The organism is Peribacillus sp. Bi134 (assembly GCF_918698065.1).
Taxonomy (GTDB): Bacteria; Bacillota; Bacilli; order Bacillales; family DSM-1321; genus Peribacillus.
This window is the reverse complement of sequence record NZ_CAKKLN010000006.1, coordinates 283,614-301,568: the sequence shown is the minus strand read 5'-3', so window position 1 is coordinate 301,568 and position 17,955 is coordinate 283,614. Positions and strand designations below refer to the sequence as shown.

The window sequence follows — 17,955 nt, the reverse complement described above, 5'->3', positions numbered from 1 at the left end:
GTTAGCAAAAAAGAATGGGTGAAGCAAATGAGAGGCATTGTACTATTGAATCCAAATTACAAAATCGGGGATTTACATACTGATGAAAGCTTTGCAATCCAAAAGATCGTGACGGACAAGTATATGGAAGAGAAGAATATTTCCCCGGTCATACTCAATCCGTATCAAATCCACCCTTATTACACAATCCCGCATGAGCTTTTATTCAATTTACAAAGTAAAAAAGCGGGTCAAATCGATTCCCTTGTGCTTCACTCCCTAGAAACGATCGAACGCTTCAACTATATTTACCCTGAAAAATGGCTTGAGCTATGCGGATATTTCAAAGAGGTTATCAGTGTCACGACTCAAACTCCCGTTAGGAAATATGAAGTAAATTAATGCTTATCATGGTACTTAAGTCATTGTGAATGGATTCTAAGGTTTAAAGACCTTTTTTTCATTCATTTACAAAATGTCCTTCCTAGCGCTTTTGCCACAAGAGCGACTCATATATGCATCTCTCCTCATGATTGTCGCTTTGCCGCTTCTCCCTCTCTTTATCTATTAAAACCCCATTGACATTTATATTTATATCAATTTTCCCAATTATAAGATTACTAGGGATTATATAACTCCAGAACATTCTTTTGGAAATATAGATAAATTTACGGATAAAGCATAGAAAAATAAGTTAATTTTATATATCATTGGAGATAGGAATTTTCTTATTTTTTACTTTTACTAGAAAGGAATGTTAATGATGGCCAAAGAAAAAAAGAAAAAAACCCCAATTCCTTTCCGACTGAACTTTATGTTCTTTTTAATATTCATTTTATTTTCAAGCTTAATAATCCGGCTTGGCATCGTCCAAATCGTGTATGGGGATGATTACCTCCGCGAAGTCGACCGAACGGAAAACGATGTGGCCAATACCCCCGTTCCCCGTGGCAAGATGTATGACCGCAACTTGAATCCGGTCGTTGATAATGAGCCACGTAATGCCATTACCTATACGAAATACCCGAATACGAAAACGGCAGATATGGTGAAGACGGCGGAAATCCTTGCCACCTTGATAGAAAAGGATACCAAAAAGGTAACCCTGCCGGATAAAAAGGATTTTTGGATTTTAAAACATCCAAAAGAGGCCGAAGCCTTGATTACCAAGGCCGAGAGGAAGAAAGTAGTCGAAAAGAAACTGGAGCAAAAAGATTTATACAAACTTCAAATGGAGCGGGTAACCGATGAGAATATCAAGGAATTCTCCAAAGATGAATTGGAAGTCATCGCCATCTTCCGGGAATTCAATAGCGGCTATGCCCTCGCACCGTCGATCGTGAAGAATAAAGATGTCACCACTAAGGAATTCGCCAGGGTCAGCGAACATTTGGATGAAATGCCAGGCGTGGATGTAACGACGGATTGGGAAAGGACCTATAAGTATGACAAGACCCTCCGCTCGGTTCTTGGCAATGTCTCTTCTTCCGAAGAAGGCATTCCCAGTGAAAACATCGACTATTACCTGGCACGCGACTATACCAGGAATGACCGGGTCGGAAAAAGTTATATCGAAAAGCAATATGAAGATGTCCTGCGCGGTCAAAAGACGCGGATTGAAAATGTGCTGAGCAAAGGGGAAGTCATCAAAACGAATACCCTCACTGAAGGGCAAAGCGGAAAAGACTTGGTCCTTACAATTGATATGGAGCTGCAGCAGCAGGTTGAAAAAATCATCGAGAGAGAATTGTCGAAATCGAAAGCTAAAGGAAATACCTACTTATTGGATCGTGCCTTTGTCGTTTTAATGGACCCGAATACAGGCGAGGTGCTTACAATGGCCGGCAGGCAATACGGCCGCAACAGTAAGACCGGCTTGACCGAAATGAACGATTTCGCCCTTGGAAACATTACGACATCCTATACGATGGGGTCATCTGTTAAAGGAGCCACTGTCTACACGGGCTTTCAGACAGGAGCCATCGCACCAGGGTCAGCTTTTTTTGACAGAAAACTCCTTTTAGCAGGGGCTAAGCCCAAAGGATCTTATAGTGATTTGGGTTATGTTACCGATGTCTCTGCGTTAAAGAAATCGTCGAATGTCTATATGTTCATGACGGCAATCAAAATTGCCGGCGGTCATTATATCCCTAACCGGCCGTTAGGAATCAACCGGGAAGCTTATTCAATCATGCGGAATCATTATGCCCAATTTGGATTGGGTGTCCGCACAGGCATCGACCTGCCAAATGAATCCGTAGGGTTTAAAGGAGTCGATATGTCAACAGACGGATTGCTGCTGGATTTATCGATTGGACAGTATGATACATATACTCCTATGCAATTGGCACAGTATGTTTCGACGATTGCAAATGGCGGAAAAAGGCTTGAGCCCCATATGGTCAGGGAAATCAGGAATCCTTCCAATGAGCACCAGGAATTGGGCAGCGTTTTTAAAACAATGAGTCCTAAAGTATTAAACGATTTAGGCGGGAAAGACGTTTGGATGCAACGTGTCCAGGAAGGATTCAGACAGGTTGCCCAGGAACCAGGCGGGACGGCATATAAATATTTCGGCGGGAAGTCCTACCGTGCGGCAGCAAAAACGGGTACTGCCGAGGCCTTTTACGACGGACCGCGGAGAAATCAATATAGCGCGCCAGTCCCGACTATCAATTTGACGCTTGTAGGTTATGCACCTCACAATAATCCGGAAGTGGCATTCTCTGTCGTCGTGCCATGGGTGTATCAAGGCAAGCCCTCTGATGATATTAACAAACGGATCGGGCGGGACGTAATGGACGCCTACTTTAAATTGAAGGAAAAAAGAGCAAAAGGTGAATCTGATGCAGATAAAGCAGTAGAAAGCACTCAATGATGATTACAAAAAAGGCCTGCTCGTAATCGAGCAGGCCTTTTTATGATGCCCGTTTATTCCAGCTTTTGAACGAATTCCTTATAAAGGGCCCTAAGTGCATCTCCCCTGCTGATGATGCCGACGACTTTATCATTTTTGTCCACGACGGGGATTTTCTTGAAATGATGCTTGGAAAGGACCTTTATCAATTCATCTAACGGATCTTCGGGAGATAGCTTTGTAATCCTTTTATTTTTAATGATTTGTGAGACTTTATCATTCATTTTGGATGTAACCTTTTCATCCAACTCTTCACCGGGAAGAACCGTAATATAGGTGAAATACCCCATGATGGCTTCCTCTGCAGGTGTCAAGTAACGGAGGATATCCCCGTCCGTCACCATTCCCAATAGCTTATCATGTTCATCCACAACGGGGACCCCGCCCACTTTATTTTCGATTAAGATCCGCAGAATTTCCTTTAATGTAAAATCAGGACGGGCTACGTAGACTTCCCTTATCATGAAATCCTTAACTAACATATTACCACCCCTTTTTTAAGTTTGTACGTTCTGTATTCATCTCTCTCTATTAATACCCTTACTTACTCTATTTAAAAACCCTTGCCGCCTGAACTGCCTTTTTCCAGCCATCATATAAATCCTTCCGTTCCTGTTCTTCCATCTCGGGTTCGAATTTCTTATCGACTGCCCATAGCTTTGAAACCTCTTCCTGATCTTTCCAATATCCGACAGCAAGCCCAGCTAAATACGCTGCCCCTAAAGCTGTCGTTTCACTAATGACCGGTCTTTCGACTCGTACATTCAGGAGGCCGCTTTGAAATTCCATCAAGAAATTGTTTTTGACAACGCCGCCATCGACCCTCAATGCCTTTAGGTTAATCCCTGAATCGACTTCCATGGCCTTAAGTACATCTTTTGTCTGGTAGGCCAGCGCTTCCAATGTTGCCCGGACGAAATGCTCCTTCGATGTCCCCCTTGTCAGTCCGAATACAGCTCCCCTGACATCACTATCCCAATAAGGGGTACCTAATCCAACAAATGCGGGAACTACATAGACACCATCGGCTGAAGTGACCCGCAAAGCATACTTTTCACTGTCTTTCGGATCATGCAAGAGTTTCAGCCCATCCCTTAACCATTGTATGGCCGAACCTGCGACAAAAATACTGCCTTCCAAGGCATATTGGACTTTACCATTCAGCCCCCATGCAATCGTGGTCAACAGGCCATGCTCTGATTTCACTGCCTTTTCTCCTGTATTCATCAGCATGAAGCATCCGGTGCCATACGTATTCTTAGCCATTCCTTTTTCAAAGCATTCTTGTCCGAACAAAGCGGCCTGTTGATCTCCCGCTGCCCCGGCAATCGGGATTTCGTGCCCAAAGAAATGGTGCGGCGCTGTTTTCCCGTATATCTCCGATGAAGAGCGAACATCCGGGAGCATCGATCGCGGCACTTGCAGGATTTCCAGCAGCTCTTCGTCCCACTTCAGGTCATGAATGTTATACATCAGCGTCCTTGAAGCATTCGAATAATCGGTTACATGTGCTTTACCACCCGAAAGTTTCCATATCAGCCACGTATCGATCGTACCAAACAATAAGTCTCCGTTTTCTGCCTTTTCCCGTGCCCCATCTACATGGTCGAGAATCCATTTCACCTTTGTACCGGAAAAATAAGCATCAATCAACAAACCGGTTTTTTGCAAAAATAAGTCTTCGAGACCTCCATCCTTCAATTGCGTGCAGATTTCGCTTGTCTGCCGGGATTGCCAGACGATGGCGTGATGGATCGGCTGACCTGTTTCCTTATCCCATACCACGGTCGTCTCCCGTTGATTCGTTATGCCAATTCCAGCGATCTGTTCAGGCTTTACATTCATTTCCGATAGACAGGAAGCGATTACCGATAGGATGGAACCCCAAATTTCATTGGCGTTATGCTCCACCCATCCAGGATTCGGGAAATATTGGGTGAATTCCTTTTGGGCAATATGCAAAACCTCCCCGCTTTTATTAAATAAAATGGCCCGGGAACTTGTCGTTCCCTGGTCCAATGATAGTATGTAAGTCTCCATGGCTGTCTCCTCCTGCACTTAAGAAAAAAGTTCATTCCCGCTTAAGTGTCATGCTGTTTTTCTTCCTACATTTTACTAGATATACCCGTGAAAACAAAAAATATATAAATTACGGCGAAAAATTGAAAAATATTGGCAGGTTAAGAGTTTATCTTTTACAATGAAAATAAGATTGATAGGAGGAATGGAATATGAATAACCATGAAATAGATTTTAAATTATATGGAGATGACATGCAGTTTGTTGAAGTGGAATTGGATCCTCAGGAAACGGTGATTGCCGAAGCTGGAAGTTTGATGATGATGGAAGATCAAATCAAGATGGAAACCATCTTTGGCGATGGGTCATCGAATGGTGACAGCGGAATGATGGGTAAGCTATTCGGTGCCGGGAAACGGCTCCTTACTGGTGAGAGTCTTTTCATGACGGCTTTTACGAATGAAGGACGAGATAAAAAACATGTTTCATTCGCCTCGCCTTATCCAGGTAAAATCATTCCGATGGATTTAAGCGAGCTCGGCGGGAAAATCATTTGTCAAAAAGACGCATTCCTGGCGGCAGCGAAAGGCGTTTCAGTCGGAATTGAGTTTCAAAGAAAGATAGGGGCAGGCTTCTTTGGCGGTGAAGGCTTCATCATGCAAAAACTTGAAGGAGATGGAATGACCTTCGTTCATGCCGGCGGCACAATCCATAAAAAAGAATTGGCTGCAGGAGAAATCTTACGGGTCGATACAGGATGTTTAGTAGCGATGACTAGCGGGGTAGATTATAATATTGAAACTGTAAAAGGCGTGAAAACAGCTTTATTCGGTGGCGAAGGTTTATTCTTTGCAACATTAAAAGGACCAGGAACCGTCTGGGTGCAATCTTTGCCATTCAGCCGGCTTGCAAGCCGTGTATTTGCTGCAGCTCCGCAAAATGGAGGATCCTCCGAAGAAGGCAGCGTAGCTAGAGGCTTATTCAATTTATTCAACGATAAATAAGAACCGGACCAATGGCTGCCATCCTGGCAGTCATTGATCTCTTTTGAAAAGGATGGGTAGCAACATGCAGCTCGTTAAGTGGTCCTACATGAGACGCTATAATATCAAGGCAATTTTTGATCAATTCCCGAATTCGCCTGTTATTTTCCGAAAAATAAGAGATTACTATTTTGTTTATACCATTCACTGGACAGCTGCCGATGGCCCTATCGGCATAAAGGAGCTTGAAGAAATGGAACAGCTGCTCAACCGTGAACTCGGGACTGAACTGCAATATCTTTATCGGAAAAAATGAGATTACTCCTCGTACATCATTTTTCTTGTCATGCCTCCATCGACGATAAGGTCCGCACCCGTAACGAAATCATTTTCCGATGCCGTCAAATAAAGACAGGCCCTTGCAATATCCTCAGGCTTTCCAACCCGATTGGAAAAATGCTGCTGGTGATCTTTATCCCTCAGCGATTCATAATCTCGCGTTTCAATCCAGCCCGGAGAAATCGAATTGACCGTAATTTTCTCTTTGCCTAAAGAAGCGGCAAGTGCATGTGTCAGTGCTTTGATCCCTCCTTTTGTCGCTGCATAGGATTCCGAATCAGGTTCAGACATCACCGCTCTGGTTGATGCCAAATTGATGATTGCACCTCCCTTTTCATTTTTCCGCATCGATTCTGCAGCAGCCCGGGAACAAAGGAAAACACTGCGCAAATTCGTATTCATCATATCGTCCCATTCCTCAATCGTCAGGTCATAAAGCGATTTGAATAATGCCTTTCCTGCATTATTGATTAATATATCAATGGTCTTATATGTTTTTAGAGTTACATCCATCAAATGATGGATGTCAGCTTCCCTGCGTACATCCGTTTTGACGAACATGGCTTCATGACCGTTACTTTTGAGCTCTTCCACATACGAAAGACCTTCCCGCTCGTCCAAATCTGCGAGAACGACTGAAGCGCCGCTTTCTGCATATCCCTTTGCCACTCCTCTCCCTATCCCATTCGAAGCGCCTGTTACAATCACCGTTTTATTTTTGAAACCCATTATTCCATCCTCACTTTCACAGATTTGTCCCTATCATAATATCCAATTCGCTACACTTCAAACAATTTCCTATCATCAATAACCTGGAGGACCCTTATATTTTTCTAGCTGCCCTAAAGTGATGTATGATAGATAATAACAGCAAGAATGAACCAGATTGAACGGCATCCGCTATTATCTTTCTTACGGTGTAAAAAACTTATATTGGAGGAATGTAAAAATGGACTTATTAAAAAATGTGTTTTCTTTAGGATTAGGTGCTGCCGCTGCTACAAAAGAGCAAATTGAAAAAGCAGTGGACTCTCTTGTCAAAAAGGGCGATATCAGCAAAGAAGACTCCAAGGTCCTTTTGAAGCAATGGGTCGAAAAAGGGGAACAAGCCCAAAAGCAGCTGGATGATTCCATCAAGGCCAAAGTCAACCAAGCGCTCAATGGCCTAAACTTGGCAACTAAAGAAGAAGTTCAGGAATTGGAGCGCCGTATCGTAATTTTGGAGAAGCAGAACCAAAACTTACAATCGTGACAGGAGGTACTTGAATGTTTCGCAAGCGACTGAAACACGCACATCGTTACCAGGAAATCATTAATGCCTTCTTGAAAAATGGTTTCGGTTACTTCATCTATCGCCTGGGATTATCCGAGAGCAAAGCGGGCTCGAAACTCCAACCCGATGAAAATCTGAACCTCCGCTCAATCGGAGAGCGGCTGCATAAGATATTACAAAGCTTGGGACCAACATTCATTAAACTTGGTCAGATTGCAAGCACGAGGCGTGATTTCGTTCCCGATGAGATCGTCCGCGAACTTGAAAAGCTACAGGACCAGGTGACCCCTTTTCCATTTGATAAGGTTCGCAAAATTGTCGAAGCCGAATTGGGTGATTCTTTGGAAAACATTTTTCTTGAATTTAATGAAAACCCTCTGGCAACCGCTTCAATTGGACAGGTCCATACAGCACGCCTTCCTTCACAGGAAGTCGTAGCAATCAAAGTGCAGCGGCCCGATATTATGCCGACAGTGGAAACGGATTTGGAAATCCTCGATGATTTGGCAAGACTTATGGAAGCTCGCATATCATGGGCAAGACGCTACCAAATCAGAAAAATGATTGATGAATTCGCTAAATCACTACGCGCAGAACTCGATTATAACTCCGAGGGTCGAAACGGGGAAAGAATTGCCAAGCAGTTCATCGATGATCAAGGGTTTAAGGTACCAAGGATCCATTGGGAATTTTCCACAAAAAGGGTCCTGACGATGGATTTCATTCAAGGCATTAAGATCAACCATTATAAACAGCTTGATGATGAAGGTTATGATCGCCGGCAAATCGCAGAAAGATTAGCGAACTCCATGCTTCAGCAAATATTGATTGATGGCTTTTACCACGGCGATCCCCATCCGGGCAATATCATCATTTTGCCGGGAAATGTCGTCGCACACATGGATTTCGGAATGGTGGGACGTCTGGAGGAGGAAACGAAGTATCAGTTCGCCTCGCTAGTCATAAACCTGAAACGAGGAAGCACCAATGGATTGATCAAGACGCTTTCAGATATGGGCCTCCTGACGGACGAAATCGATATGGCCCCATTAAGGGGGGATATTGATGAGCTGCGAAATAAATATTATGATATCCCATTGAGCCAAATCAGTTTAGGCGGAGCAGTCAATGACCTGTTTACTGTTGCCAATCGGCATCAAGTCCAAATCCCTCCCGAATTCACGATGCTCGGTAAGGCTCTGCTTACCATGGAGGCCATTGTCGAAGGGTTAGATCCGAATTTCAGCATCATGAAGGCAGCTGAACCTTTTGGGGAGAGGCTTTTTAAGGAACGCTACAATCCAAAAAACATTGCGAAAAACGCCTGGAATCAATTCATCGAGTCTGCTGAAGCCATTGCCGAACTGCCCAAGGATATCAAGGAAGTGACAAGTATCATTAAAAAAGGGAAATTGCGGCTCGATATCAACATTCCCGAACTTCAAGTATTTTTACATAAGCTTGATCAAATCTCGAACCGGCTGTCGTTCAGTATTATCCTGCTTGCATTCAGCATAATCATGGTCGGTCTCATTATCGGCTCTGCAATAGGCGGGGAAACCTTGATCCTATGGAAAATACCGGTTATCGAGATTGGATTTGTCGTTGCAACCCTGATGTTCTTACTTATGCTCTACACCATATTCAGATCCGGAAAAATGTAACCTACTATAAAAGGGGTTCAGATTAGTTTCATCCCGAACCATGAATTTAAAACAAATCATTATCCTTTAAGTTTTTTACTGCAATTCTCACTGGATTGAAGAAATTTGCGACACTCCTGCCGAATAACTGGGCTAGCCGAAACCCACATACGCTTGCATTGATGAGGCTTGTCTACAGTTGGAAAGGGAGTGGATTTCCGAAAGCAGGTTTTCCAGCAGTCTGAAGGGAACCCCTTTAATGCAGGGTTCCCTTTTCGAGATTTCATTCATTGGTTATTTATCCGTCGTTCATATGAAACGGCATACGCACTATGGCGAAAATTCAAGATCCGGTCTTCCGAGCACTCGATTCCTTCAGAAATATTGGTTGGATCAAACAATAAAGAATCTTTACACACTTCCGATTTTTTGGAGATCGTTAAATGCCCAATCGTGATTACCTGTTTATCTTCCGGCCAAGCTGTGGTTGGATCGTCAGTCGGGTCATTTTCCCCTCCTATTTGTATGTTCAATTTAAAGCCCACCGGACCTTCTTTCAGCCTCTCTTCCATTTCTTCATTCAGATACTCTGGCGAATGCTTGGCCAAATCCTTTCTTTCTAGCATACTAAGGCCGGCATCCGGTACCCACTCGTACTTGATGGCCTGCCTCCTTCCTTCCGCGTTAATGAAATAGAATGCATGAATGGAATAATATTGACACGTTGAGAAACTGGCTGGAGAACGCATTTCTTTAAGCATTTGCAGGCTTGCCTTGCTTTCTGGATACTTCCACAGGATTTTTGCAAGCTCTTTCAGATTTGGGAAACCTTCTTTGGCAGATTTGAAAAAACCAGCTATATCAACAAACGCTTCCGGTGTTTTAGCAAAGAATAACGGAATGGTCACAGTAATAAGATCTGACACCTCTCCATTCGGCAATTGAAACTTGACTGCCATGCCCTTTACAGGGGAAATGGCATCAGGATGGCTTGGAATCGGCGAGCTATTTGAAAACCGAATGATCGCCGGCACGGCTTCATCCTGAAGATGTGAAGCCACCGTTAATGGGGACGCTTTTCCGTTTGGGGTAAAAACCCCCTCATAAACATATCCCCTTGCATGTGCACGCCGATAACCAGGATATTTTCCAGCTACATCTTCAATCACATTAACTGCTTCCCTGGCTAATTCAGGGTTCAAGTCGTCAGTTTCCTCCAACATACCTCACCCCACCTTTTCAGATTATAATCCACTATTACATGTACCCTTTATTCCATTAGCTTATTCTTTCTTGAATCACCGAAAGCATTGATTGCAAAAAAACACCTGGAAATATCCAGGCACTGCAAACTTATGTATACCTTTATGGACACGTGATTTTATCCATTAATTCAAATGATCGGCCTACAGATCTCTTTTTCTTCCATTAGAAAAATACTCATTCCTATTCCCGCTCCACCTGTGAAAGGATCACATGGGTAACGGTTGCCGCAAAAGGAATGGTCCGATTGATGAATTCCTCCACTTCTTCAAGACTCTGAGTGTGGATTTTCAGCATAAAGCAAGCCTGCCCGGCAATTCGATAACAAAAGTCAACATTCGGCACCTCGGAGATATACTTTTTGAATTTCTCATATTCCCCATTTTTTACCGTTGCTTCCACGATACACTCAATTGGAAAACCGATCTTTTTATGATCAATCTCGGCAACATACCCTTTAATGATCCCGAACGACTCCATTTGCCGTACCCGTTCGGCAACGGTGGGGGCAGAGAGGTTTACTTTCTTTGCCAATTCCCTCATGGAGATGCGGCTATTCAACGTTAATTCGGCAAGGATGCTCTGGTCTTTCTCATCTATTTTCATTTTTAAATTATCCCCCTTCTTCTCTTTACATTCTTTCATTATTTAACCACATTTCTTTACAAACGGAATTAAATTTCTTGGTTTTTTATATTAGGATTATCTCAAAGGAGAGATGTTCATGACAAGAATAAAAAAATCATCACAGGGATCCAGTCCATTTCAAAGATTATTTCATTCTGAAGAGATTTCGCATAAATGGTCGGAGCTTTCAGATTGCATATCTGCAGACGGGAAACTTTCGGAGAAGTTAAAGGAAAACGTCAGAAGGGTGCTGGCATACGGTAATGGCTGCTCATACTGTCAGGCAAAAGGGACTCCACTAAAGCCGGAAGATATGAAAGAAAGCTATGCAATCGCCTTTGCGGAGGTATTTCTCTTGCAGCGTGAAAAAACGGAGGAAAAGTTTTTCCAGGTGTTGAAGGAGGCATTCAGTGATGAAGAGATTTCTGAACTATTAGCATTCATTTGTTTTACAACCGCCCAGCAATATTTCGGGGCTTTGATGGATTTAAAGTAACGGCAAAAAGGAACAGGCGCATTGCCTCGTTCCTTTTGTAATAAACCTATTTTCTAGTTTGAACGGTCACCGAATCCTTATAAATTGAATTACCACCTAGGATTTCGCCCCATGATCCTCCATTTCATTGATCCTTGGAAGAATGGAGCGGGAAGGTACCGGGGATGTCAAAACCACGGATGTATTCAGATGTCCATATGGTATCAATCGATCTATCAGTAATCTCATGCTGTCCATATCAGCTAAAGCCGCTTTCAAAAAATATCCAACTGTTCCCGTTACACGATGGCACTCGATAATGTCTAAATCATTTTTCACCAATGTCTCAAAATCGGAAACAGGAACCTTAAGTTCACTCACCTGAATGAACACAAGTACACCCCTTCCTATTGCCAGAGGTGAAACCCTTGCGCTGAACCCCTCAATGATCCCCTTTTCTTGCAGGCGATACATACGTTCAGAGATGCTAGGTCGACTGAGAGCCAATTTCTTCGATAGTTCACTAATCGTAATGCGTCCATCTCTTTGTAAAAGTTCCAGTAACCTGACATCTATTTCATCCATGAAGCAACCGCCTTTCATAATGAAGGAATATAAGCATATATTTCTTTAAAATGTTGTATGGATAGCAATAAATACATTCTTTTTTGTATGTAATTTTACCAGTTAATATTCTATCATTAAAATAATCAAATAGAAAAAGAAAATTCAGAATTCACCAAAGGGAGGAACCTGCATTGACCTTTACGAAAATCCCGGTTCGACAAAACATCGAAAGCATCAGCCCATATGTTTCCGGCAAGCCAATTGAAGAAGTGCAACGCGAACTTGGGCTTGAAACTATCGTTAAATTGGCATCCAATGAGAACCCATTCGGTTACTCACCTCTAGCAAAAGAAGCCATGCTTACCGAAATGGAGCAAACCTCCTTTTATCCTGAAGGTATGGCACCGGCATTAGCTGAAAAGCTGGCAAGGAAATTGAATATCAATAAAGATCATATCATTTTGGGAAATGGATCTGATGAAGTGATTCGTTTGTTAACAAGAACCTATATCCAACAAAATGATGAAGTCATTATGGCTGATGTGACATTTCCACGGTATGAAACGAATGTATTGATTGACGGCGGCACACCTGTAAAGATACCTCTTATTAATGGGGTACATGACCTGCAGGGTATGTATGAGGCCATAACAGAAAAAACAAGAATGATATTTGTCTGTAATCCCAATAATCCAACAGGAACGATCGTTCAAAAAGAAAAGTTGCGCACTTTTATCGAGAAGGTGCCGAAACATATTTTGCTGATCGTTGATGAAGCATACTATGAATATGTCGAAGATGGAGAATTTTTAGAAACCTTACCACTTCTCAATATGCATTCAAACCTGGTTATCTTACGCACTTTTTCGAAGATTTATGGCCTGGCTGCATTAAGGATTGGATACGGTTTAATGGATGCTTCCATCATACAAGAGCTAGTTAAAGTGAAGGAGCCCTTCAATACCAATCGTTTAGCACAGGCTGCAGCATTCGCTTCCCTCGACGACCATCCATTTGTTGAGAAATGTGTTCGTAAGAATGAGGAAGGAAGAAGATATTTAGAAAACGAACTAAGCAAGATGGGATTAACATTCTACCCTTCACATGCCAACTTCTTGATGGTCAAATTGAATCAGCCTGGCAGGGACATTTTTGAGAAGTTATTAATTCAGGGTGTCATCATCCGTTCAGGTCATTTGCTAGGCTATGAAAATACTATCCGCGTGACCATTGGCACTGCGCCTGAAAACGAGAGATTCATAGCATCCTTACAACATATTATCAATAAAACGTCTGGTGCATGACCGATCCATGAAGTTGCTGTATATCAATGATCATTAATGAAAGATACGACATGGACGCCTTTGCCCATGCCGTATCTTTTACGTGAATTTATTTAGCAATATCCTTTTCTATTATAGGTGTTTCCTGTGCATCCACACTTTTAAATTTAAAAATCGAAATCGAGATCAATGCAGCCAACACAATCAGGCAAGCAATGATACTGATCCGATTCTGTTCACTGAACACGAACGTGACACAAATGATGCTTAAGGTGATTACAGTAAACAAGGTTACATATGGAAAGCCCCACAATTTAAAACTCGGAGCCTTGGGATAAGAATTGCGAAGTTTTAGCTGCGCTAAACAGATGCTGATCCATACAAGTGATACTACAAAGCCCGGAAAAGCCATTAATAGAGTAAATGCCTGGTCCTGTGCAACGAAAGTAATCATGGAGCCGACGACCAATACAACTGCACTTAATATCAAACTATACAAAGGAACGCCATTTTTTGATACATAAGAGAATGACTTGGGAGCTTCCCCTTCTGCAGCTAAAGAATGCAGCATTCGGGTACACCCATATATTCCAGAGTTAGCGGCTGATAAGACTGCCGTTATCAAAATGAAATTCATGATATGCGCAGAACCCTGAAACCCTGACATTGACAAAACTTGTACAAACGGACTTGCCTGGTCGCTTATTTCGTTCCAAGGAATCAAACCGCAGATTACAAGGATCGGTAAGGTGAAGAATAAAACGACTCTCCAAATATAGTTTTTAATGACCTTAGGTAAAATGCGTTCTGCATCCTTTGCTTCGGTTACTGTCACCCCTATTAACTCGGAACCGCCATAGGAGAACATGACGATCAGTAATGCCGAAAAGATGGACATCCATCCATTTGGGAAAAATCCTCCATGCCCTGTGAAGTTTTGCAGATAATTAGATCCGCCGCTTGGGATCACTCCAAATAAAATACAGGCTCCCAATATGATGAATAAGATGATCATTGTAATTTTAATGCCAGCAAACCAAAATTCGAATTCACCATAATTTTTGACATTCATCATGTTAATCCCAATTATGAAAGCCGCACACCCTAAACTTAATACCCATAGAGGGATAGCCGGGAGCCAATATTGCAAGAAGCTTCCTGCCACCACTACCTCAATGACACATACGGACAGCCACATGAAACAATACATCCAGCCTACGATGAAGGAAAAGCGCTTACCGAATGCTTTCTGTACGAAACCCTTCATATTCGTATTTGGATAGACAATCGCCATTTCTGCTATAGCACCCATGACTACAAGCAGTAATAATCCTGCAAAAATATAAGTGAATATAACTCCTGGCCCTGCTAACGATATGGTTTCGGCACTTCCTTTAAAAATCCCAGTACCTATAGCCCCTCCCATTGCCATCATGCTAATATGCCGTGGCAATAATTTCTTTTGCAGTGACCCACCATTTGACTCCATTACATTTGCCTCCTTCATTCCATAATTTTCTCATATAAAAAATTAAACCCATTTCAATCGTTGAATGGCGAATAGATAAGTTATCTCATCAACCGTTATGGTTTAGGAGTGGAAGAAAGCAAAGCCTTCTTGAAAACTCTTCTCATACTTCCCCAAAGTAAAAATGATATCAATAAGCTGATGGTTTTACAAGAGGAATCATTGCAGGCTAATATGGCTCCCGTATGGTCAAACGCCGGTCAGATTTTCGAAATGGAGTGACTTGCTGATAGCCTTGCCTTACGGGGACCAATGACCGGGTTTCTGACTCTATTAAAATGAAACATTCTAATCGGGGACTACATCGGTAATCCCCATGATACATATTCCAGTTATGTTATTTATTTACGATGTGAATCGCATGTCCCAAAACTGCCTCAGCCGCTTCCATCCACCCCTCGGTCAAAGTTGGATGAGGATGCATGCTGAGGGCAATATCCTCGACCCGAGCCGCCAGTTCAAGGGCAAGGACCCCTTCACCTATAAGGTTGGAAGCATCAGCACCTACCATATGCATCCCGAGCAATATGTGGCTATTAGCATCCACGATCACTTCAGCAAATCCCTCCGTTTCATTCGTTGCAAGCGCCCTTCCGTTGGCACTGAACGGAAATTTGCCGACCTTGACGCTGTAACCCTGTTGTTCAGCTTCTTCACGGCTTAAACCAACACCAGCTATTTGTGGTTCCGAGAAGATTACATATGGAACATATGGTGAGTCTACGGCACTTGGCAGCCCCCCTATCACTTCAGCTGCCACGATTCCCTGTTTGGATGCTCGATGGGCAAGAGCCGGACCAGGTGTAGTATCACCGATGGCAAAGATGTGCGGCACATTTGTACGGCATTCCATATCCACTGCTATATGGCCTTTCTCGCCAACCGTAACTCCAGCCCGATTCAGGCCAATTTCTTCAGTGTTAGGTATCCTGCCAATTGTAACCAGGGTCTTTTCGCTCACGACCACTTCAGTCCCCTGTTCTTCCGAGGACACATGAAGATGTACTTGGCCATTCACTACTGTCGCGTTTTCTACACTCGAGGAGGTTTTGATTTTCATCCCAAGCTTCTTGGCATTCCTTGTGACTTCCTTTACCAAGTTTTCAGCAACTTGGGGGAGTATGCGATTGGCCATTTCAATGATGGTCACTTTAGTACCTAGCTTTGCAAATGCCATACCCAATTCGATTCCGATATATCCTCCGCCAATGATTGACAAGCTTGAAGGAACTTCCTGCAGCTGCAAAGATGATGTCGAATCCAATATATATTCTCCATCGACTTTAATGAAGGATGGAATGAAAGGCCTGGACCCCGTCGCAATAATTGCCTGCTCAAACTTATAGGTTTCGAAATCGCCATCGGTTTCGACTCCAATGCGGTCATCAGATAAAAAGGTTGCTTGACCTTTAACCACCGTCACTCCATTTTCCTTACACAAATGGGCAATACCTTGCCTCAATTGAGATGTGATGCCCGCTTTCCAATCCTGCCAAACCCCCAAGTCCATAGTCGTGCTTTCCTGAGGCAGCCGGATTCCCATTTTCCCTAAATCGTTAAGACTTTGGTATTGATTTGCTGCGTGAATTAATGCCTTTGATGGTATACAGCCCCGATTAAGGCATACCCCGCCCAGCTTATCCTTTTCAACAAGCACGACTGATTTTCCTAACTGGCCGAGACGGATAGCCGCAGCATATCCTCCCGGACCTCCTCCCATGATGACAACATCCGTCTCTACAGCAACTTCCCCAACTACCATTTATCTCATCTCCACAACTAAACGAATTGGATTTTCCAGCAATTCCTTAATTCTATTGGTAAAATGCACCGCTGTTACCCCATCAATCAAACGATGGTCGAAAGAAAGTGACATATTCATCATTAAACGGATAACACCTTCCAAATCGCGAACGACCATGCGATGTTCCATTTTATGCAAAGCTAATATGGCCGCTTCCGGATAGTTAATGATCGGGGTCGCGTGCATCCCTCCGATCGGTCCTACATTGCTGATGGTAAATGTACTGCCTGTGATTTGATCTATGTTCAGCTTCCCTTCACGGGCTTGGGCTGCCAATCGCTTGATTTCATCAGCCAGTTGGAAAATGGTTTTTTGATCGGCATTTTTTATGACTGGTACAATGAGACCCTCGTTTGTATTCGTCGCAATCCCAATGTGATAATAATTTTTCAGGATGATTTCATTGGTTCTTTCATCAATTGAAGCGTTTAGTGTTTTGAACTCCTTTAAGGCGATGACAATCGCTTTAACGAAAAATGGCAAAAAAGTCAATTTAATATCCTTATCATCGGAGTACTCCTTTAATTGATTTTTAAATTCCTTCAATCGGTCCATTTCCAATTCATCTACATGGGTTACATGAGGAATGGTTGATACCGACTTTACCATATGTTCAGCGATTTTTTTACGAATGCCTTTAAGCGGAATCCGCTCTTCCCGCTCATTTTCCAAACCTTTTGCCTGGATGGCATCCTTCATCGGGGCCATATCTTGAACAATCCTGTCCTCAAGCTGTTTGGCTTTTTCCCGTGTACACGAATTATTTTCTTTAAACTGCTTCAAGTCACTTTCGGTAATTCGCCCAGCTGGACCGGAGCCTTTAACCTTCTCGATATCAATCTTCATTTCCCTCGCCAATTGACGCACGAATGGTGTTGCCAGCGCACGCAATGCCTCATGATGCTGTTTAGTCGTAATATGCTCTGCATTCACTTTTACATCGCCAGATTGCACGGCATGGTTTTCTTCTTCAATAATGACTGTATCCGGAACTGACATATCGTTCTCTTCCTGAATTGTGAATATTGTGGTTCCCACTTCCACGATATCCCCTTCGGAAAAAAATATCTTCTTGACCACTCCCGCTGCGGGAGCAGTCAATTCAGCATTGACTTTATCCGTTTGCACCTCAACAATGGGTTGATCCTGTTTTACTGCATCCCCCTCTTTGATGAGCCATTGGATAATTTCCCCTTCATGCATCCCTTCCCCTACATCAGGAAGTTTAAATTCCATCATGCGTCATCCTCCTTCT

General features: G+C 43.0%; 17 protein-coding genes. 8 read left to right on the top strand and 9 right to left on the bottom strand.

Annotation, left to right across the window (positions count from 1 at the left end):
- The first annotated feature begins 27 nt into the window (after window positions 1-27).
- Both LQ188_RS15270 and LQ188_RS15265 read left to right on the top strand, forming a co-directional pair.
- A complete protein-coding gene (locus LQ188_RS15270; protein WP_101224220.1) occupies window positions 28-381 on the top strand; it encodes a hypothetical protein in 354 nt (117 codons plus the stop codon).
- 361 nt (window positions 382-742) lie between these two features.
- Window positions 743-2,857 carry a penicillin-binding protein 2 gene (locus LQ188_RS15265; RefSeq protein WP_230177439.1) on the top strand — a complete coding sequence of 705 codons (2,115 nt, stop codon included), beginning with the start codon at window positions 743-745 and terminating at the stop codon, window positions 2,855-2,857.
- A gap of 53 nt (window positions 2,858-2,910) precedes the next feature.
- On the opposite strand, the gene LQ188_RS15260 is transcribed toward LQ188_RS15265, so the two are convergent.
- Both LQ188_RS15260 and glpK read right to left on the bottom strand, forming a co-directional pair.
- Complete coding sequence (locus tag LQ188_RS15260; protein WP_101224222.1) at window positions 2,911-3,378, bottom strand: CBS domain-containing protein; 468 nt, start codon at window positions 3,376-3,378, stop codon at window positions 2,911-2,913.
- Window positions 3,379-3,445: 67 nt separating this feature from the next.
- Complete coding sequence (gene glpK / locus LQ188_RS15255) at window positions 3,446-4,936, bottom strand: glycerol kinase GlpK (protein ID WP_101224223.1); 1,491 nt, start codon at window positions 4,934-4,936, stop codon at window positions 3,446-3,448.
- Window positions 4,937-5,127: 191 nt separating this feature from the next.
- Here glpK and LQ188_RS15250 point away from each other — a divergent pair, with 191 nt between their 5' ends.
- On the top strand, window positions 5,128-5,919 hold the full coding sequence (locus LQ188_RS15250) for a TIGR00266 family protein (RefSeq protein ID WP_048687434.1): 792 nt from the start codon (window positions 5,128-5,130) through the stop codon (window positions 5,917-5,919).
- Window positions 5,920-5,983: 64 nt separating this feature from the next.
- Window positions 5,984-6,214 carry a hypothetical protein gene (locus tag LQ188_RS15245; RefSeq protein ID WP_101224224.1) on the top strand — a complete coding sequence of 77 codons (231 nt, stop codon included), beginning with the start codon at window positions 5,984-5,986 and terminating at the stop codon, window positions 6,212-6,214.
- 2 nt (window positions 6,215-6,216) lie between these two features.
- Here LQ188_RS15245 and LQ188_RS15240 read toward each other — a convergent pair whose 3' ends face one another.
- Window positions 6,217-6,966: a glucose 1-dehydrogenase gene (locus LQ188_RS15240; protein ID WP_230177311.1), complete on the bottom strand. Its 750-nt coding sequence runs from the start codon at window positions 6,964-6,966 to the stop codon at window positions 6,217-6,219.
- Between the two features lie 220 nt (window positions 6,967-7,186).
- Between LQ188_RS15240 and LQ188_RS15235 the strand changes: the two genes are divergently transcribed.
- Together LQ188_RS15235 and LQ188_RS15230 are read left to right on the top strand one after the other, a co-directional pair.
- Complete coding sequence (locus tag LQ188_RS15235; protein WP_230177310.1) at window positions 7,187-7,489, top strand: hypothetical protein; 303 nt, start codon at window positions 7,187-7,189, stop codon at window positions 7,487-7,489.
- Window positions 7,490-7,503: 14 nt separating this feature from the next.
- Entirely contained in the window at window positions 7,504-9,174 is a 1,671-nt protein-coding gene (locus LQ188_RS15230) for an AarF/ABC1/UbiB kinase family protein (RefSeq protein ID WP_230177309.1), read from the top strand.
- Window positions 9,175-9,440: 266 nt separating this feature from the next.
- Here LQ188_RS15230 and LQ188_RS15225 read toward each other — a convergent pair whose 3' ends face one another.
- Window positions 9,441-10,376 carry a catalase family peroxidase gene (locus LQ188_RS15225; protein WP_101224227.1) on the bottom strand — a complete coding sequence of 312 codons (936 nt, stop codon included), beginning with the start codon at window positions 10,374-10,376 and terminating at the stop codon, window positions 9,441-9,443.
- A gap of 223 nt (window positions 10,377-10,599) precedes the next feature.
- The gene (locus LQ188_RS15220; protein ID WP_101224441.1) at window positions 10,600-11,022 is read right to left on the bottom strand and encodes an Lrp/AsnC family transcriptional regulator; all 423 of its coding nucleotides are present in this window, start codon (window positions 11,020-11,022) and stop codon (window positions 10,600-10,602) included.
- 118 nt (window positions 11,023-11,140) lie between these two features.
- Between LQ188_RS15220 and LQ188_RS15215 the strand changes: the two genes are divergently transcribed.
- Window positions 11,141-11,539, top strand: coding sequence for an alkylhydroperoxidase (locus LQ188_RS15215; protein WP_101224228.1), 399 nt, complete (start codon window positions 11,141-11,143; stop codon window positions 11,537-11,539).
- Between the two features lie 96 nt (window positions 11,540-11,635).
- Here the strand turns inward: LQ188_RS15215 and LQ188_RS15210 are convergent, their stop codons facing one another.
- Window positions 11,636-12,103, bottom strand: a complete 468-nt coding sequence (locus LQ188_RS15210; RefSeq protein WP_101224229.1) for an Lrp/AsnC family transcriptional regulator — start codon at window positions 12,101-12,103, stop codon at window positions 11,636-11,638.
- A gap of 173 nt (window positions 12,104-12,276) precedes the next feature.
- Between LQ188_RS15210 and hisC the strand changes: the two genes are divergently transcribed.
- Window positions 12,277-13,389, top strand: coding sequence for a histidinol-phosphate transaminase (hisC, locus tag LQ188_RS15205; protein WP_101224230.1), 1,113 nt, complete (start codon window positions 12,277-12,279; stop codon window positions 13,387-13,389).
- An 88-nt stretch (window positions 13,390-13,477) separates the two neighbouring features.
- Here the strand turns inward: hisC and LQ188_RS15200 are convergent, their stop codons facing one another.
- The 3 genes from LQ188_RS15200 to LQ188_RS15190 form a co-directional block, all read right to left on the bottom strand.
- Window positions 13,478-14,857, bottom strand: coding sequence for an amino acid permease (locus LQ188_RS15200; protein WP_101224231.1), 1,380 nt, complete (start codon window positions 14,855-14,857; stop codon window positions 13,478-13,480).
- A gap of 376 nt (window positions 14,858-15,233) precedes the next feature.
- Complete coding sequence (lpdA, locus tag LQ188_RS15195; RefSeq protein ID WP_230177308.1) at window positions 15,234-16,658, bottom strand: dihydrolipoyl dehydrogenase; 1,425 nt, start codon at window positions 16,656-16,658, stop codon at window positions 15,234-15,236.
- Entirely contained in the window at window positions 16,659-17,939 is a 1,281-nt protein-coding gene (locus tag LQ188_RS15190; RefSeq protein WP_230177307.1) for a dihydrolipoamide acetyltransferase family protein, read from the bottom strand. It lies immediately after the preceding gene.
- Window positions 17,940-17,955: the final 16 nt, after the last annotated feature.

Bases quoted from the DNA above. Each gene is read 5' to 3' on its own strand.
- LQ188_RS15210 (WP_101224229.1), bottom strand. From the start codon at position 12,103: ATGGATGAAATAGATGTCAGGTTACTGGAACTTTTACAAAGAGATGGA.
- LQ188_RS15200 (WP_101224231.1), bottom strand. From the start codon at position 14,857: ATGGAGTCAAATGGTGGGTCACTGCAAAAGAAATTATTGCCACGGCAT.
- LQ188_RS15190 (WP_230177307.1), bottom strand. From the start codon at position 17,939: ATGATGGAATTTAAACTTCCTGATGTAGGGGAAGGGATGCATGAAGGG.
- LQ188_RS15245 (WP_101224224.1), top strand. From the start codon at position 5,984: ATGCAGCTCGTTAAGTGGTCCTACATGAGACGCTATAATATCAAGGCA.
- LQ188_RS15215 (WP_101224228.1), top strand. From the start codon at position 11,141: ATGACAAGAATAAAAAAATCATCACAGGGATCCAGTCCATTTCAAAGA.
- LQ188_RS15265 (WP_230177439.1), top strand. From the start codon at position 743: ATGGCCAAAGAAAAAAAGAAAAAAACCCCAATTCCTTTCCGACTGAAC.
- LQ188_RS15225 (WP_101224227.1), bottom strand. From the start codon at position 10,376: ATGTTGGAGGAAACTGACGACTTGAACCCTGAATTAGCCAGGGAAGCA.
- LQ188_RS15220 (WP_101224441.1), bottom strand. From the start codon at position 11,022: ATGAAAATAGATGAGAAAGACCAGAGCATCCTTGCCGAATTAACGTTG.
- LQ188_RS15235 (WP_230177310.1), top strand. From the start codon at position 7,187: ATGGACTTATTAAAAAATGTGTTTTCTTTAGGATTAGGTGCTGCCGCT.
- LQ188_RS15260 (WP_101224222.1), bottom strand. From the start codon at position 3,378: ATGTTAGTTAAGGATTTCATGATAAGGGAAGTCTACGTAGCCCGTCCT.
- lpdA (WP_230177308.1), bottom strand. From the start codon at position 16,658: ATGGTAGTTGGGGAAGTTGCTGTAGAGACGGATGTTGTCATCATGGGA.
- LQ188_RS15240 (WP_230177311.1), bottom strand. From the start codon at position 6,966: ATGGGTTTCAAAAATAAAACGGTGATTGTAACAGGCGCTTCGAATGGG.
- LQ188_RS15270 (WP_101224220.1), top strand. From the start codon at position 28: ATGAGAGGCATTGTACTATTGAATCCAAATTACAAAATCGGGGATTTA.
- glpK (WP_101224223.1), bottom strand. From the start codon at position 4,936: ATGGAGACTTACATACTATCATTGGACCAGGGAACGACAAGTTCCCGG.
- LQ188_RS15250 (WP_048687434.1), top strand. From the start codon at position 5,128: ATGAATAACCATGAAATAGATTTTAAATTATATGGAGATGACATGCAG.
- LQ188_RS15230 (WP_230177309.1), top strand. From the start codon at position 7,504: ATGTTTCGCAAGCGACTGAAACACGCACATCGTTACCAGGAAATCATT.